Raw genomic sequence first — 15,919 nt, forward strand, 5'->3', positions numbered from 1 at the left:
ATCGCAATAAGATATATCTTATGGTCGAAAACGCAGCAACGCAAGGTTTACTTTCTGGCATCGAAGCCCGATACTCGCCCACATGTCCGCCATCATTGTCCGCCCCCTGACGCCCGACGACGTTGCCGCCTACCGCGCGCTGCGCCTGGCCGGCATCGCCGAACTGCCCGCCGCCTTCTGCACCACGCACGCGGTGGAGAGCGGCTTGCCGCTGGCACGGATAGCCGAGCGCTTGCGCATCACGCCCCACCAAATAATATTTGGCGCTTTCGACAAGGATCAATTGATCGGCATTGCCGGCCTGCGCCGCGAACCGATCGCCGTCGTGCATGACAAGGCCAGCCTGTGGAGCGTATACGTGGCGCCGCAGGCGCGCGGGCGCGGCGCTGCACGACAACTGCTGCAGGCCGCCATCGCCCATGCCTGCGCCATCCCCGAACTGGCCCGCCTGCGCCTGGCCGTGGCGCAGGACAACCACGCGGCATTGACCCTGTACCTGGGCTGCGGCTTTACCCTGGCGGACGGCCCCGCATCGGACGGCATGCTGCAAATGCAGCTGTGGCTGCCGCGCCCGGCGTGTGCAAGTGCAAGCGCAAGTGCCGAAAGTAATGTCTTTATGAAAATCAATACCTTACAAATCCCTGCGAAATAGCGGACAGGCCGTTTTTTCTGTTGCAAGCAAACGCGGCAGGCCTTAGCATCGCGGCTTACAAAAAAAACTTGGGGGAGAGCCAATGTCATCGGCCGAGACACAAACCGCCACAGGCAAAATGCCGCGGCAAATACCGTACATCATCGCCAACGAAGGCTGCGAACGCTTCAGCTTTTACGGCATGCGCAACATCCTGACGCCATTCCTCATCAGCACCCTGCTGCTGATGATCCCGATCGACCAGCGCACGGGCGAAGCCAAGCACGTGTTCCACACCTTCGTCATCGGCGTGTATTTCTTCCCGCTGCTGGGCGGCTGGCTGGCCGACCGCTTCTTCGGCAAGTACAACACCATCTTCTGGCTCAGCCTCGTGTATTGCGCGGGCCACGCCTGCCTGGCCCTGTTTGAAAACAGCGTCAACGGCTTCTATTTCGGCCTGTTCCTGATCGCCTTCGGTTCCGGCGGCATCAAGCCGCTCGTCGCCTCGTTCGTCGGCGACCAGTTCGACCAGACCAACAAGCACAAGGCCAAGCTGGTCTTCGACCTGTTCTACTGGATCATCAACTTCGGCTCCTTCTTCGCCTCGCTGCTGATGCCGATGTTCCTGCGCGACTTCGGCCCGTCGATCGCCTTCGGCATCCCCGGCCTGATGATGCTGGCCGCCACCGTCGTCTTCTGGATGGGCGCCAAGAAATACGTGCACGTGCCGCCGGCGCCGCCGAATCCCGATTCGTTCACCCGCGTGGCCCGCACGGCACTGCTGGCGCGCGTCGACGGCGGTTCGCGTCCCGGCCTGTACGTCGCCTACGTGGGCGTGATCGGCGCCCTGTACGCGTTCTACAGCATTCCCGAATGGGGCTTCGTGATTTCCGCGTGTACGGCGCTGGTCTTGCTGCTGGCCTTCGGCAGCATCGGCACGGCCATGCAGCTGGAACGCGCGCGCGGCATCCACCCGGACGAAGCCGTCGAAGGCGTGCGCGCCGTGCTGCGCATCCTCGTCATCTTCGCCCTCGTCACGCCGTTCTTCTCGCTGTTCGACCAGAAGGCCTCGACGTGGATCGTGCAGGCGAACACCATGGAAAAACCAAGCTGGTTCCTGCCGGCGCAGATGCAGGCGCTGAACCCGATGCTGGTGATGCTGCTGATCCCGTTCAACAACCTGGTGCTGTACCCGATGCTCAACCGCTTCGGCCTGGAAGCGACGGCCCTGCGCCGCATGACGGCCGGTATCGGCTTTTCCTCGCTGGCGTGGATCGTCATCGGCTTGCTGCAGCTGGCCCTCGACAGCGGCAACGCCGTCTCCATCATGTGGCAGATCCTGCCGTACGCCCTGCTGACGTTCGGCGAAGTGCTGGTCTCGGCCACGGGCCTGGAGTTTGCGTACAGCCAGGCGCCCGTGTCGATGAAGGGCGCCATCATGAGCTTCTGGAACCTGTCGACCACGGTGGGCAACCTGTGGGTGCTGATCGTCAACCGCAGCGTCATGAATGAAGGCGTGATCGGCAAGATCGCCGAGAGCGGCATCAGCGTGACGGCTTTCCAGATGTTCTTCTTCGCCGCCTTTGCCGCCGTCGCCATGCTGGCCTTCGGCCTGTATGCGAAGCGCTACAAGATGGTGGACAACTACCGCCAGGCGGCTGTCCCGGGCAAGGCGTAATCATACAAGTAGGTCGGATTAGCCCAAAGGGCGTAATCCGACAACGCTGCTGACAATGTCGTCGGATTACGCGTGGCGATGCCACGCTAATCCGACCTACGCGCCCTTTTTTTACGTCGTCACCGTCGGCGCGTCGCGCCCCGTGCGTGCGCGGATCTGCGCCACTTGCTCGGCCACGGCGATCAATCCCGCCAGCGCTTGCTGGGTCGGGATGTCATGCTGCGCGGGATCGGCCTCGTAGCGCTCCAGGTACAGGCGCAGGGTGGCGCCCTCGGTGCCCGTGCCGGACAGGCGCAGCACGATGCGCGCGCCGTCCGTCATGACGATGCGGATGCCCTGCTGCGTCGCCACGGAACCGTCGACGGGGTCCGTGTAGCTGAAATCGTCGGCCAGCGCCACCGTGTAGCCATCGAACTGCTGGCCCGGCAAGGCGGCCAGCCGGCCGCGCACGGCCGCCATCAGCTGCGCCGCGCCAGCGCTGTCGATGTCTTCATAGTCGTGGCGCGAGTAGTAGTTGCGGCCATAGGTGGCCCAATGCGCGCGCACGATGTCTTCCACCGATTGTTTTTTCTCCGCCAGCAGGTTAAGCCAGAACAGCACGGCCCACAGGCCATCCTTTTCGCGCACGTGGTTCGAACCCGTGCCGTAGCTCTCTTCGCCGCACAGGGTGGCCATGCCGGCGTCGAGCAGGGTGCCGAAGAATTTCCAGCCTGTCGGCGTCTCGTAGCAGGGGATGCCCAGCGCGCTGGCGACCCGGTCGGCCGCGCCCGACGTCGGCATCGAGCGGGCGATACCCTTCAAGCCCCCACGGTAGCCGGGCGACACGGTGGCGTTGGCGGCCAGGATGGCCAGGCTGTCCGATGGCGTGACGTCGAAGCGCCGGCCGACGATCATGTTGCGGTCGCCGTCGCCGTCCGAGGCGGCGCCGAAGTCGGGCGCATCGTCGCCGGCCATGCGCGCGATCAGTTCCTGCGCGTTGACGGGATTCGGGTCCGGATGGCCGCCGCCGAAGTCTTCCAGCGGCACGCCGTTGATGACGCTGCCCTTGGGTGCCCCCAGCATGCCTTCCAGGATGGCCGTCGCATACGGGCCGGAAACGGCGTGCATGCCGTCAAAGCAGATGCGCAGGCCGCCTGCGAACAGGGCGCGGATGGCGTCGAAGTCGAACAGCTGCTGCATCAGTTCAGCGTAATCAAGCACGGGGTCGATCACTTCGACCGTCATCTGCTCGATGCGCACAGTGCCCAAGGCGTCGAGGTCGATGTCGGCCGCGTCGCTGATGCGGTATTCGGTGAGCGTTTGCGTGCGCGCAAACATGGCTTCCGTGACCTTTTCGGGCGCCGGGCCGCCATTGGAGATGTTGTACTTGATGCCGAAATCGCCATCGGGGCCGCCCGGATTATGGCTGGCCGACAGGATGATGCCGCCGCTGGCGCCATGCTTGCGGATCACGCAGCTGACGGCCGGCGTCGACAAAATGCCGCCCTGCCCCAGCAGCACGCGCGCGTAGCCGTGCGCGGCCGCCATGCGCAGCACCGTCTGGATGGCGGCGCGGTTGTAGTAACGCCCGTCGCCGCCCAGCACCAGGGTCTGGCCGCGGCAGTCTCCCAGCGTGTCGAACACGCTTTGCACGAAGTTTTCCAGGTACTGCGGGGCGCTGAAGACCGCCACCTTCTTGCGCAAGCCGGAGGTGCCGGGCCGCTGGCCCGCCACCGGCGCCGTATTAATAACTTGAATAGCCATCTTGCCTCCCTGTTAACTTCCCATGTTAACCGATGCCGGCCGCCCTACAAAGCGTTGTACGCCTGCCACGGTGCGGCAAGCCGCTTAACGCCGCATCCCCGTATATCGTATAATGAGAATCATTCTCATATGCGGCATTCCTCGCTGCGGACTCAGACATCGGACGCCGTGGTTGCACGCTATTACCAAGAACTGTTGAACTTTTGCTGGCGCAGCTTGCGCAACCGCGAGGCTGCCTTGGACCTGGTGCAGGAAAGCTATGCGCGCGTGCTGGGCGAACAGGCCGTGCGCGAACCGCGCGCGCTGCTGTACCGCACGGCGCGCAACCTGATGATCGACCAGCACCGCCGCGCCGCCCTGCGCCAGCACGAGGAACTTGACGCCCTGCCGGAAGCGGCGCATCCGGCAGGACCGCTGCATTTGCAGCCGGACCAGGCGCTCGAAAGCAGCCAGGACTGGCAAGCCTGCGTGGCCGCCATCGACGCCCTGCCGCCGCGCTGCCGCGACGCCTTCGTGCTGCACGTCTTCGAGGAATTGCCGCACGCGCAGATCGCCGCGCGCATGGGCATTTCCGTGAGCATGGTGGAAAAACATATCGCGCGCGGCATGCTCAGTTGCCGGGCGCAGTTGCTGCAGTTGCATTCCTTGCGGGAAGCCACATAATGGCGCCCATGACCGCCCGCCCGCCCCGCCATGATTTCGGCCCCTCCGCCCAGGACGAGGCGGACTTGCGCGAGTACGCCGACTTTGCCGCCACGCAGGACGGTGTGGCGTTGGCCGCTGCAAGCTGGTTTGGCCGGCGCGGCAACCTCGATGCACAGCAACAAGCCGAGTTTGCCGCCTGGCTGGCGGCCGATGCGCGTCACGCCCAGGAGTATGCGCAGCTCAAAGACACGCACCGCGCCGTGCGCCGGATTCCCGCGCACGTCGCCGCGCGCTGGGCGGTGCCCCAGGCTTCCCCTGCGCCAGTGTCCGCTCCCCGCCGGCACTGGCTGCGCGCCTTGCCGTATGCGGCCGCCGCCATGCTGCTGCTCGGCGTGGGCGCGGGCGGCTACCAGTGGTGGCAGCAACCCACGTTCAGCCAGTCGTATGCCACGGCGCGGGGCCAGCGCCTGGCCGTCGCCCTGCCCGACGGCAGCAAGCTGCAGCTCGACACGGCCACGCAGCTGCACGTCACCGTGTACCGCCAGCGGCGCGAAGTGCGCCTGGCGCAGGGCGAAGCGCTGTTCCAGGTGCAATCAAAGCAAGGGCAGCCGTTCGACGTGCTCAGCGGCCCTTTGACGGTGACGGTGGTGGGTACACAGTTTGCCGTGCGCAACACCCTGGCCCAGGACGGCCAGCTGCGCGTGGCCGTGCAGCATGGCCACGTGCGCGTGGCGGGCGCGCGGCAAGAGCAAGTCGACCTGACGGTCGGCCAGGGCGTCAGCAGCGATGCCGGCGGCCGCCTGTCGGCCGTCGCCAGCCTGGCGCCCGGCAGCGTGGCGCCTTGGCGCGACGGCAGGATCACCTTCGACAACGTGCCGCTGGGCGCGGCGCTGGCCGAGTTCGAGCGCTATGGCGACACGGGCCTGCTCGTGCGCGATCCGGCCGTGGCGCGCCTGCGCATCGGCGGCAGCTTCAGCCTGACCCAGCTCGACCGCTTTGCCGCCGCCCTGCCCCAGCTGCTGCCCGTGCAGCTCGTGCACAGCGGCACTGCCAGCGAGATCCGCATGGCGGCAACAATGCCTGCGCAGGCGCCCGCCATGCATCTGCAACAAAATAAATGAAAATAAGTCGCATTCGCAGGTGAGGATTTTATCCACTGCCGCGTCTACCAGGTGTATCGACAACAAGTAACCTGGAGAATGCCGCATGTGGTCCCCCCGCTTCAATCTGCAACCTGCCCCCCTCGCCTTGGCCGCCATGCTGGCCCTGGGCACGCTCAGCGCCGCACAGGCGCAAACTTTGCCCACCGTCAAACTGTCCATCGCCGCCCAGCCGCTGGGGCAAGCCCTGAATGAACTGGCGCGGCAAGCCAATCTGCAACTGCTGTTTTCGCCCGACCTGGTGGCCGGCAAGACGGCGCCCGCCATCAACGCCACGCTCAGCGTGCGCGACGGCCTCGATCGTCTGCTGGCCGGCAGCGGGCTGCAGGCTTCGATCGACGGCAATGCGGTCATCATCAAGGCGGCGCCCAAGGCCACGGGCGAAACGGCGACCCTGTCGGAAATCACCGTGACGGCCAATGGCGAGCGCACGGCCACCAGCGAAGGCACGGGCGCCTACACGACGCGCGCCGTGACCCTGGCGGGCGCGGAACGCGCGCTGCGCGACACGCCGCAATCGGTGTCGGTGGTCACGCGCCAGCAGATGGATGACAAGAACCTGTTCACCCTGGACCAGGTGCTGGAGCAAAGCACGGGCCTGACGCGCATGAACCGCAGCTTCGGCTCGCATGAATTCCTGTCGCGCGGCAATGCCCTGTCTTACCTGATCGATGGCATGCCCGGCATTTCCGACAATGCCACGGGCTGGCTGATCCCCGACATGGCCGTGTATGACCGCGTCGAAATCCTGCGCGGTTCGGCCGGCCTGATCGTCGGCGCCGGCACGCCGGGCGGCGTGGCCAACCTGGTGCGCAAGCGCCCGCGCGCCGAAGCCCATGCGGACGTGACGGCCACCGCGGGCAGCTGGAACCAGCGCCGCATCGAACTCGACGCAGGCGCGCCGCTGAACGCGGCCGGTACCGTGCGCGGGCGCGCGCTGGTGGCCTATGAAGACCGCGATTACTTCTATGACGCGGCGCACAGCCGCATGCCCCTGTTCTACGGCATCGTCGAGGCGGACCTCGACGCCGCCACCACCGTGCGCGCCGGCGCGCGCCGCCAGCACACGGTGACGGACGGCTACTGGCTGTTCGGCCTGCCCCGCTACAGCGACGGCGCGACCTTGCCCGTGCGGCGCTCGACGTCGCTGGCGCAGGACTGGAACCGCCACGACGCCACCATCGGTGAACTGTTCGCCGACCTCGAACACCGTTTTGGCGGCGACTGGAAGGCCAAAGTTGCCCTCAACCGCACGTATGGGGCCTTCGACCAGCAGGCGGCCATCGTGCGCGGCAGCATAGCCCCCGCCACGCAGCAAGGGGCGCGCCTGTACTCGGTCAACTACCGCAAGCAGGATATCGTCACCACGGGCCTGGACGCCAACGTGGGCGGCAGCTTCCAGGCCTGGGGCGGCAGGCATGAGGTACTGCTGGGCATGAATGCCTCGCGCGCCGTCACCGACGATCATGCGGCCTCGACCTCGCCCGGCCTGCCCTTCGACGTCTTCCATCCGAACAATACGCTGCTTGCCCGTCCCCCGCATCCGACCTGGGACTCGCTGCCGCACCTGAACGAGCAGCACTACGGCGCCTACGCCAGCACGCGCTGGGAACTGCGGCCTGACCTGCATCTGCTGCTGGGCGGCCGCCTGAGCTGGTTCGACAAGCAGACCACGGGCAAGCTGGAGACCGACCCCGTCAGCCGTTACAAGGAAAGCCGCGAATTCACGCCGTACGCGGGCCTGGTCCTCGACCTCGACAAGCGCTGGTCCGTGTACGGCAGCTACGCCAGCATCTTCCAGCCGCAGAGCCTGTACTACACGCTGGGCGGACAACCGTTGAAACCCGTCGTCGGCGACACCTATGAAGCGGGCGTGAAGGGCGAGCTGTACGACGGCCGCCTGAACGTGGCGCTGGCCGCTTTCCGCATCGACAAGCGCGACACGGCCGTGTACGACGAGGCCAGCAACGACGATTGCCTGAAGTGGGACGTGACGGGCAGCTGCTACCGCAATGGCCGCCCCATCCGCAGCACGGGCATCGACGCGGACGCCAGCGGCGAAGTGCTGCCGGGCTGGCAGCTGTCGTCCGGCTACACCTACAATATCGCGCGCGGCGAAGGCGACGAAACGCCGCCCACCGTCACGCCCAAGCACATGCTGCGCGTATCGACCAGCTACCGCCTGCCCGGCGCCTGGAACCACTGGACGGTGGGCGGCGGCGTCTCGGCGCAAAGCGGTTATGTCTACCGGGCCGATGACAATCCCGACGTGCGTTTCCGCAATGGCGGACGCGCGGTGTGGGACGCGCGCGCCGCGTATATTTTCAACCGCCACTGGAGCGCCAGCCTCAGCATCGCCAATGTAACGGACAAGACCTACTGGGCCGCCACGGGTGAATTGCGCCGTGGTAACTACTTCGGCGAACCGCGCAACATCATCCTCACCGTGCGCTACACGCCGGCGCTGTAAGCGCCCGCGCAGCCAGCATCGCGCGCCACGGCCGCCCCCAGTACCGGGCGGCCGTGCGCGTTTACAACATCGCACTCTTGCATGTCTCACAACCCCGCACTATAATAAGAATAGTTCTCATTCACATTTAGACTCGCCAGAGTCTGCACGCAGTCGCCTGACTGCCATATGGCTGGATGACACGCTGCGCCAGCCAGGCCACACCGCCAAGCAAGCCTCCCCTACCAAAAACGCCCGCCGTCCGACGGCGGGCATGCGAGAAGAAGGATGTTTCATGGCGCGAGCAGTTTCGCTGGCCGGCATGGTGGCCGGCCCGTTTTCCCCAACCGTTGGCAATACCGCCCTGCGTCCGCTGGCCGCCGCCGTGCAGGCGGCATTGCTGGCGGCGGCCCTGGGCGCAGGCACGGCCCTGGCCGCCGATACGAGCGCCAAGCCGGAGGAAGCCACCCTGAGCGAAATCAAGGTGCAAGCCCAGCAAGACAAGGCATCGACGGAGCACACGGGTTCCTACACGACAAGGGAAATGGCCACGGCCACGCGCATGGGCCTGTCGATGCGCGAAACGCCGCAATCGATTTCCGTGGTGACGCGCCAGCGCATGGACGACATGGGCTTGAACAGCCTGGCCGAGGTGCTGGTGCAGTCGACGGGCGTGACGGTGCAGGAAAACGACAGCGAACGCACGAGTTTTTCCGCGCGCGGCTTTTCCATCGGCAATTATCAGATCGACGGCGTGGCCGTCAATTCCGGGTCGAATGCGCTGTTCGACACGGCCATCTATGACCGCATCGAAATCGTGCGCGGCGCCACGGGCCTGGTCAGCGGCAATGGCGACCCGTCGGCCACCATCAACATGCTGCACAAGCGTCCCGGCAAGGAATTTTCCGCCTCGGCCGGCCTGACCGTCGGTTCCTGGCGCAAGGTCCGGCTCGAAGGCGACATCAGCGCACCGCTGAATGCGGACGGCAGCATCCGCGGAAGAGTCGTGGTGGCCGGCCAGAACCGCCATTCCTACATGGACCTGTACAAGGAACGCAAGCTGGCGGGCGCCGTCATCGTCGAGGCGGATCTGACGCCGGCAACGTTGCTCACGGCCGGCATCGACTATCAAAAGAACACGCCGAAAGGCACGAGCTGGGGCACCACGCCCCTGTTCTTCGCGGACGGCACGCCGGCCAACATGCCCCGCTCGTTCAATATGGCGGCCAAGTGGAGCAGCTGGGAACGCGAGTTTCAGAACAAGTACGTCTACCTCGAGCACCGCTTCGCCAGCGACTGGAAGCTCAAGGCCGCCTACGGGCGCCTCGACAGCTCCTCGAACGGCAAGCTGTTCTACGGCGGCAGCGGCTATCCGAAACGCGACGGCAGCGGCCTGGAAGTCTGGAGCGGCGCCTTCCCCTACGAGGAAAAGCAGGACAATTTCGACCTGTCGGCCAATGGCAGCTTCCCCCTGTTCGGCCGCCGGCACGACCTGGTGCTGGGCGTGAACGGCTGGAAGCGAAAGGGCACGACGAATGAAACCTTGCTGCCCGATCCGCTGCCGTTCGCCACCACCATCCCCGACTTCCGCAACTGGACGGGCGACGTGCCCGAGCCGGCGCTCACGCGCACGGGCGCGCGCGACGTCGCCACCACGAAACAGTCGGGCGCCTTCATCGCCACGCGCATCAACGTCGCCGACAGCGTCAAGGTGCTGGCCGGCGCGCGCGTGTCGAAGTGGGAAACGTATAACGACCGTTACGACACCCAAGGCCGTTTTGTGAAGCGCAGCTCCGCGTATAAAACAGACGACGTCGTCACGCCGTATGCGGGCCTGGTGCTCGACGTGAGCAAGAGCACGTCGCTGTACGCCAGCTATACCGACCTGTTCAAGCCGCAAAACCTGAAGGACAAGAACAACGCCTTCCTCGACCCGATCACGGGCAGCAACGTGGAAGCGGGCGTGAAGAGCGAATTCCTCGACGGCGCCGTCAATGCCTCGTTCGCCGTGTATGAGGCCAAGCAGGACAATCTGGGCGAGGAAGACAAGTCGGTGCCGCCGACCTTCGTGCTGCCGGACGGCAGCCGTCCGTATATATCGACGGGCAAGGGCACGAAAAGCAAAGGTTACGAAGCGGAAGTGTCGGGCAGCCCCTTGCGCGGCTGGCAGCTGTTCGCAGGCTACACGCACAGCAGCTCGAAGACGGGCAAGGGCGTGGTGACCAACACCATCCAGCCGACCAACATGCTGCGCGTCTCGACCACCTACCGCCTGCCGGGCGAGCTGCAAAATCTCACCATCGGCGGCGGCTTGAACTGGCAGAGCGAGATCTGGACGATGGCCACCCTGCCGAACAAGAGCAAGATCCGCGTCAGCCAGGGCAGCTACGTGCTGGCCAACCTGATGGCGCGCTACCAGATCAGCCCGAAACTGTCGGCCAGCCTGAACGTCAACAACCTGTTCGACAAGACGTATTTCCGCCGCGTGGGCTTCTATAACGGCGGCTATTACGGCGAGCCGCGCAACGTGGCGCTGAACCTGCGCTACCAGTACTGATGCACCGCCGGCCGCTTTTTCCACTCACATAACAAGATAAGCAAGATAAGGGATACACCATGCACATCGCTTCCATCGCGCGCCCCGGCGCCCTCGCCACCGCCCTGCTGGGCGCGGCCCTCGCTTGCGGCAGCGCCAGCGCGCACCAGATCTGGCTGCAGCAGGACGGCAAGGCGGCCAGCGTGTACTTCGGCGAATTCGGCGACAACCTGCGCGAAGCGTCGCCCGGTCTGCTGGACAAGTTCAGCATCAAGAACGTGACGTGGCTGTCGGCCAAGGGCGCGCAGCCGCTGCAGGCGAGCAAGACGGCGGGCGCCTTCCTCCTCAATGGCAAGGTGGGCGCCGGCGAAAGTATCATCGTCGAGGAAAACGCCTACCCGTCATGGGAAGAGAAAAAGGATGGCAAGACCACGCGCACCGTGTGGGTGCCGGCCGCGCGCCTGATCGCCGACGGCAAGGCGCAAGCACCCGCGCTGACCCTGGACCTGGTGCCGACCGGCACACCGGGCCAGTTCCAGGTCAGCTACCAGGGCAAGCCGCTGGCGCAGGCCAAGGTCAACGCCGTGGTGCAGTCGGGCTGGGGCAAGGAAGCGTGGAGCGATGCGCAAGGCCTGGTCAGCTTCCCGCTGCCATGGCAAGGCACGTATGTGCTGGAAGTGCAGCACACGGACAAGACGGCCGGACAGCGCGGCGCGCAAACGTATGACAAAGCCATGTTCGTGACCACCCTGAGCCTGGTGCAGCCGCAAGGCGTGACGTCGCTGCCGGCCGGCCCAGCCCAGCCGCCGAGCAAGGATCACGACTGACCATGCAAGCGCCTGCCATCATTAAAATGCCGCGCCTGCGGCTCTCCGCCGGGGTCATGTACCGCCTCGGCGTGGCGTCGCGCAGCGTGGCCGCCATCGCTGGCGGCTACGTGCTGGCCGCACTGATCACCATGCTGCTGTCGGTGAGCCTGCCCATGGCCCGTTCCGAAGCCGTCATGACGGCCACCCTGCTGTCGTTTGCCATCTACACCTGCGCCGTGATGTGGGTCTTCGCCACGCGCAGCGCCCTGCGCGCATGGCTGGGTCTCCTGATTCCGGCCGCCGTCATCGCCGCCATCCTGCAGTCGATGGGCGCACTATCCTGGAGTCTCGCATGAAAGAAGGTTTCCGCCAGTCGATGGCATGGCTGCACACCTGGTCCGGCCTGCTCGTCTGCTGGATCCTGCTGCTGGTGTTTTGCGCCGGCACGGCCAGCTACTACCGCAATGAAATCACCTTGTGGATGCAGCCCGAGCTGCACGGCGCCGCCGCCAGCGAAGTGAGCACCGAGGAAGCGGCCAAGGTCGCGCAGCAGGCGATGCAGGAGCGTGCCGACGGCGCCACGCGCTGGTTCATCAGCTTGCCCGGCGAGCGCAGCCCCGCCACGCAGCTGGGCTGGAGCAAGCCGTCGCAACCGGGCGAAAAGAAACGCGGACGGCGCGGCAATTTTCATAGCGAAAAAGCCGACCCGGCCACGGGCCAGGTGCTATCGAAGCCGCGCGAGACGCGCGGCGGCGAATTCCTCTACCGCCTGCATTTCGACCTGCACTACATGTCGGCCATCTGGGGCCGCTGGATCGTGGGTTTCTGCGCCATGTTCATGTTCGTCTCCATCATCAGCGGCATCGTCACGCACAAGCGCATCTTCAAGGACCTGTTTACCTTCCGGCCGAAAAAGGGCCAGCGCTCATGGCTCGACGCGCATAACGTGACGGCAGTGCTGGCCCTGCCCTACCACATCATGATCACCTACACGGGCCTGGTCACCCTGATGTTCCTGTACATGCCGTCCGGCGTCACGGCCGCCTACAAGGGCGACCAGGACGCCTTCTTCGCCGAAGCCTTCCCGGGCCGCTCGGGCGACAGCAAGCCGGCCGGCGTGGCCGCGCCGCTGACGCCGATCGCGCCCCTCGTGCGCCAGGCGGAACAGCAGTGGGGCGGCAAGGTCGAGCGCATCTCCGTCAATCATCCGGGCGACGCCAACGCCACCATCACGCTGACGCGCGCCGGCGGACGCGACATGTCGTCGAAGCAGCCGTCGATGGAATTCGACGGCGTGTCCGGCAAGCTGCTGTCGACCGACGGCGAGGCGCAGCCTGGCGCGGCCGCCACGCAAGGCGTGATGGTCGGCCTGCACGTCGCGCATTTCGGCGGCCCGCTGCTGCGCGCCCTGTTCTTCCTCTCCGGCCTGGCCGGCTGCGCCATGGTCGCCACGGGCGCCCTGCTGTGGGCCGTCAAGACGCGCCAGAAGCAGGCCAAGGCGCTGGCCGCCGGCAAGCGCGCCAGCTTCGGCCTGCGCCTGGTCGAAGCGCTCAACATCGGCGCCATCGCCGGCATCCCGATCGCCTTCGGCGCCTACTTCTGGGCCAACCGCCTGCTGCCGGCGGCGATGGAGGAGCGCTCGAAAGAGGAAATCGCCTGCTTCTTCGGCGCCTGGGCCCTGGCCGCCATCATCGCCCAGCTGCGCCCGTCGCGTGCCATGTGGCGCATGCAGCTGGCCGCCGGCGCCTTCCTGCTCGCGGCGCTGCCCGTGCTGAACGTCTTCACCACCCATTCGCACCTGGGCGTGACCCTGTTCCTGGGGCGCGGCCCCGTGGCGGTGGCCGCCTTCGACCTGGTGGTGCTGGTGCTGGGCCTGGGCCTCGCGTATGCGGCGTTCAAATTGAAACCGCTGCCCGTGAAAGCCTCCAAACCAGCACCGGCCAAGCCGGCGCCGACGACGATGGAGGCCGCTTGATGGAACTGTTAGCCAATTTCCTCGTCTTCGCGCTGTGCTACGCGGGCCTGTCTTCGCTGTGCCTGGCCATGGACCGCCACTACGCCGACCTGCACGGGCGCGGCGCCGAACCGCCCGCCCCGCTGCGCCGCCGCCTGCAGTGGACGGGCTGGTTGGCGCTGGCGGCCGGCCTGGCCTGGGCCATGCACATCGCCGGCGGCGGCTATGGCCTCGTCTACTGGGTCGGCAGCCTGACGGGCTGCGGCTTGCTGCTGATCTGGCTGCTGCCGTATGCGCCGCGCCAGGCCATGCGCCTGGCGCGCGTCATCGGCGGCGCGGCCGTGCTGGCCGCCGTGCTGCTGGCGGCGCTGTCCGTCAGGCCGGGCTAGGCGACTTGAGCAGCGCCTCGATGCCTTCGGGCGCCATGGCGCGGCCGAGAAAATAGCCGAACGCCTCGTCGCAGCCCATCTCGGCCAGCAGTTCCAGCTGCTCGCCGCTTTCCACGCCGCCGGCGATGGTGCGCAGTCCGAGCGTGCGCGCCATCGCCACGATGGCGCGCACCATGGCGCCATCGCCGCCCGGCTTGTCCAGGTCGTCGATGAAACACTTTTCGATCTTCACGGCATCCGTGGGAAAGCGTTTCAGGTAAGTGAGCGAAGCGTCGCCCGTGCCGAAATCGCTGATGGCAATCGCCATGCCCAGCTGGCGGAACTGGCGCAGTATCAGCTCGCAGTTCTGGTTGCTGTCGATCAGAATGCCGGCGGCGATTTCCAGTTCGATGCAATGGCCCGGCACGCCGGCCGCCTGCAGCGCGGCGGCGAAATTGCGCGCGATATCGCGCTGGTAGAACTGGCGCGCCGACAGGCTGACGGACACCGTCAGCATCTGCCCCTGCGCAATCCAGCCGCGCGCCTGCTCCACGGCCGTGGCCAGCACCCAGGCGCCCACCGGCAGGATCAAGGCGCTTTCCTCCAGCACCGGCAAGAAGTCGAGCGGCATCATCAAGCCCAGTTCCGGGTGCTTCCAGCGCAGCAATGCCTTCACGCCCGTGATCCTGCGCGTCTTCAAGTCCATGCGCGGCTGGTAGTACAACACGAACTCGTTGCGTTCGAGCGCATGGCGCAGGGCCGTCTCGAGGATGGTGCGCGAATACGACTGCGTCTGCATGCGCGGCGCATAGCGCTGGCAAGTGCCGGGGGCGTGGCGCTTGGCCGCATACATGGCCAGGTCGGCCTTTTCGATCAGCGCATTGACGTCGTCGTCGTCGTCCGGATACAGGGCCACGCCCACGCTGGCCGCCACCGACAGGCTGTACTCGCCGATGACGAAGGGCGCGGCGATGGCGGCGACGATCTTTTCGGCCACCCGTTCGGCATCGTGCGCCGTGCGCAGTTCCGTCAGCAGGATGATGAATTCGTCGCCGCCCTGGCGCGCCACCGTATCGACCTTGCGCACGCATTGCTGCACCCGGCGCGCGAACTCCGTCAGCACCTGGTCGCCCACGTCGTGCCCCAGGCTGTCGTTGATGGATTTAAAACGGTCGATGTCGACGAACAGCACGGCCAGCAAACCCTGGTGGCGGCGCGCGTAGGCGATGCCGTGCTCGAAGCGGATCTGGAAATGCAGGCGGTTCGGCAGTCCCGTCAAGCCATCGTGGTGGGCGATGAATTCCAGCTGCTGCTCGGCGCGCCTGCGGGCCGACACATCGTGCAGCAGCAGCACCGCGCCGCCCTGCGCCAGCGGCGCGCAGCTGTACTGCACGTCGATGCGCTTGCCGTCGAGATGGCGCAGCAGCACGGCGCCGCGCGCCACTTCCAGCACCTCCTGCCGCGCCACGCAGTCGCGCACCTGGCGCGCCGCATCGATGGGCGTGCCGTCATGGAACAGCGGCAGCAGCCCGGTCACGGGCTGGCCCAGTCCATCGTCGCCCAGCAGCCCGCCCATGGCGCTGGCGCGGGGATTCAGATACTGCACCACGCCGTCGTGGTCGGTGCCGATGACGGCCGCCGGCAAGGCGTGCAGCAGCGCCAGCGCCTCCGCCATGCGCCGCGCCTGCGCCGCCTGCAGCACCGCGCCGGTCGCATGGCGCATGCGCCACGTGCGCGCCGCGCGCCACTGGCAGGCCAGCAGCACGGCGAGCACCATGGTCAGGGTCAGGCACAGCGCCAGCAGCAGCGCCGTCATGCGTCACCCGGCAGGCGGAACGTAGGGAACATGGTTTTCCTTTGCAACGCGCGCCATGCGGCCGGGCGCAGATACATGCTGAAAGGAAATAGTATAAGAATTTTGGCGCGATATTTGCCTGATCGGGTGC

General features: G+C 66.3%; 12 protein-coding genes. 10 read left to right on the plus strand and 2 right to left on the minus strand.

Going from position 1 to position 15,919, the window contains the following annotated elements; translation table 11 throughout:
• Positions 1-82: 82 nt before the first annotated feature.
• The gene (locus AC3RCG_RS23405; protein ID WP_492401864.1) at positions 83-652 is read left to right on the plus strand and encodes a GNAT family N-acetyltransferase; all 570 of its coding nucleotides are present in this window, start codon (positions 83-85) and stop codon (positions 650-652) included.
• A gap of 118 nt (positions 653-770) precedes the next feature.
• Positions 771-2,309: a POT-type proton-dependent oligopeptide transporter gene (locus AC3RCG_RS23410; RefSeq protein ID WP_162995845.1), complete on the plus strand. Its 1,539-nt coding sequence runs from the start codon at positions 771-773 to the stop codon at positions 2,307-2,309.
• Positions 2,310-2,420: 111 nt separating this feature from the next.
• Here the strand turns inward: AC3RCG_RS23410 and AC3RCG_RS23415 are convergent, their stop codons facing one another.
• Positions 2,421-4,052, minus strand: a complete 1,632-nt coding sequence (locus tag AC3RCG_RS23415) for an alpha-D-glucose phosphate-specific phosphoglucomutase (protein ID WP_070289196.1) — start codon at positions 4,050-4,052, stop codon at positions 2,421-2,423.
• Between the two features lie 168 nt (positions 4,053-4,220).
• Between AC3RCG_RS23415 and AC3RCG_RS23420 the strand changes: the two genes are divergently transcribed.
• The 8 genes from AC3RCG_RS23420 (at position 4,221) to AC3RCG_RS23455 (ending at position 13,994) form a co-directional block, all read left to right on the plus strand.
• On the plus strand, positions 4,221-4,715 hold the full coding sequence (locus AC3RCG_RS23420; protein ID WP_176741193.1) for a sigma-70 family RNA polymerase sigma factor: 495 nt from the start codon (positions 4,221-4,223) through the stop codon (positions 4,713-4,715).
• Positions 4,716-4,723: 8 nt separating this feature from the next.
• Positions 4,724-5,818 carry a FecR family protein gene (locus AC3RCG_RS23425; protein ID WP_492401862.1) on the plus strand — a complete coding sequence of 365 codons (1,095 nt, stop codon included), beginning with the start codon at positions 4,724-4,726 and terminating at the stop codon, positions 5,816-5,818.
• 85 nt (positions 5,819-5,903) lie between these two features.
• Positions 5,904-8,327, plus strand: coding sequence for a TonB-dependent siderophore receptor (locus tag AC3RCG_RS23430; protein ID WP_070289194.1), 2,424 nt, complete (start codon positions 5,904-5,906; stop codon positions 8,325-8,327).
• Between the two features lie 274 nt (positions 8,328-8,601).
• A complete protein-coding gene (locus AC3RCG_RS23435; protein ID WP_409027968.1) occupies positions 8,602-10,863 on the plus strand; it encodes a TonB-dependent siderophore receptor in 2,262 nt (753 codons plus the stop codon).
• Positions 10,864-10,922: 59 nt separating this feature from the next.
• A complete protein-coding gene (locus tag AC3RCG_RS23440; protein ID WP_492401860.1) occupies positions 10,923-11,669 on the plus strand; it encodes a DUF4198 domain-containing protein in 747 nt (248 codons plus the stop codon).
• 2 nt (positions 11,670-11,671) lie between these two features.
• Positions 11,672-12,007 (plus strand): DUF3649 domain-containing protein, encoded by a 336-nt coding sequence (locus AC3RCG_RS23445; protein ID WP_070289192.1) that lies wholly within the window; start codon positions 11,672-11,674, stop codon positions 12,005-12,007.
• A complete protein-coding gene (locus AC3RCG_RS23450; protein ID WP_492401858.1) occupies positions 12,004-13,626 on the plus strand; it encodes a PepSY-associated TM helix domain-containing protein in 1,623 nt (540 codons plus the stop codon). The genes AC3RCG_RS23445 and AC3RCG_RS23450 overlap by 4 nt, the downstream gene beginning before the upstream one ends.
• A complete protein-coding gene (locus AC3RCG_RS23455; RefSeq protein ID WP_070221888.1) occupies positions 13,626-13,994 on the plus strand; it encodes a DUF3325 domain-containing protein in 369 nt (122 codons plus the stop codon). The genes AC3RCG_RS23450 and AC3RCG_RS23455 overlap by 1 nt, the downstream gene beginning before the upstream one ends.
• Here AC3RCG_RS23455 and AC3RCG_RS23460 read toward each other — a convergent pair.
• The gene (locus AC3RCG_RS23460) at positions 13,981-15,789 is read right to left on the minus strand and encodes a putative bifunctional diguanylate cyclase/phosphodiesterase (RefSeq protein ID WP_492401857.1); all 1,809 of its coding nucleotides are present in this window, start codon (positions 15,787-15,789) and stop codon (positions 13,981-13,983) included. The genes AC3RCG_RS23455 and AC3RCG_RS23460 overlap by 14 nt on opposite strands.
• Between the last annotated feature and the right edge of the window lie 130 nt (positions 15,790-15,919).

The organism is Janthinobacterium sp. GW823-FHT01H08 (assembly GCF_058797855.1).

What these genes read in the sequence shown, in the direction of transcription:
- AC3RCG_RS23450 (WP_492401858.1), top strand. Translation starts at nt 12,004, where the DNA reads ATGAAAGAAGGTTTCCGCCAGTCGATGGCATGGCTGCACACCTGGTCC.
- AC3RCG_RS23455 (WP_070221888.1), top strand. Translation starts at nt 13,626, where the DNA reads ATGGAACTGTTAGCCAATTTCCTCGTCTTCGCGCTGTGCTACGCGGGC.
- AC3RCG_RS23435 (WP_409027968.1), top strand. Translation starts at nt 8,602, where the DNA reads ATGGCGCGAGCAGTTTCGCTGGCCGGCATGGTGGCCGGCCCGTTTTCC.
- AC3RCG_RS23425 (WP_492401862.1), top strand. Translation starts at nt 4,724, where the DNA reads ATGACCGCCCGCCCGCCCCGCCATGATTTCGGCCCCTCCGCCCAGGAC.
- AC3RCG_RS23445 (WP_070289192.1), top strand. Translation starts at nt 11,672, where the DNA reads ATGCAAGCGCCTGCCATCATTAAAATGCCGCGCCTGCGGCTCTCCGCC.
- AC3RCG_RS23460 (WP_492401857.1), bottom strand. Translation starts at nt 15,789, where the DNA reads ATGACGGCGCTGCTGCTGGCGCTGTGCCTGACCCTGACCATGGTGCTC.
- AC3RCG_RS23430 (WP_070289194.1), top strand. Translation starts at nt 5,904, where the DNA reads ATGTGGTCCCCCCGCTTCAATCTGCAACCTGCCCCCCTCGCCTTGGCC.
- AC3RCG_RS23415 (WP_070289196.1), bottom strand. Translation starts at nt 4,052, where the DNA reads ATGGCTATTCAAGTTATTAATACGGCGCCGGTGGCGGGCCAGCGGCCC.
- AC3RCG_RS23410 (WP_162995845.1), top strand. Translation starts at nt 771, where the DNA reads ATGCCGCGGCAAATACCGTACATCATCGCCAACGAAGGCTGCGAACGC.
- AC3RCG_RS23440 (WP_492401860.1), top strand. Translation starts at nt 10,923, where the DNA reads ATGCACATCGCTTCCATCGCGCGCCCCGGCGCCCTCGCCACCGCCCTG.
- AC3RCG_RS23405 (WP_492401864.1), top strand. Translation starts at nt 83, where the DNA reads ATGTCCGCCATCATTGTCCGCCCCCTGACGCCCGACGACGTTGCCGCC.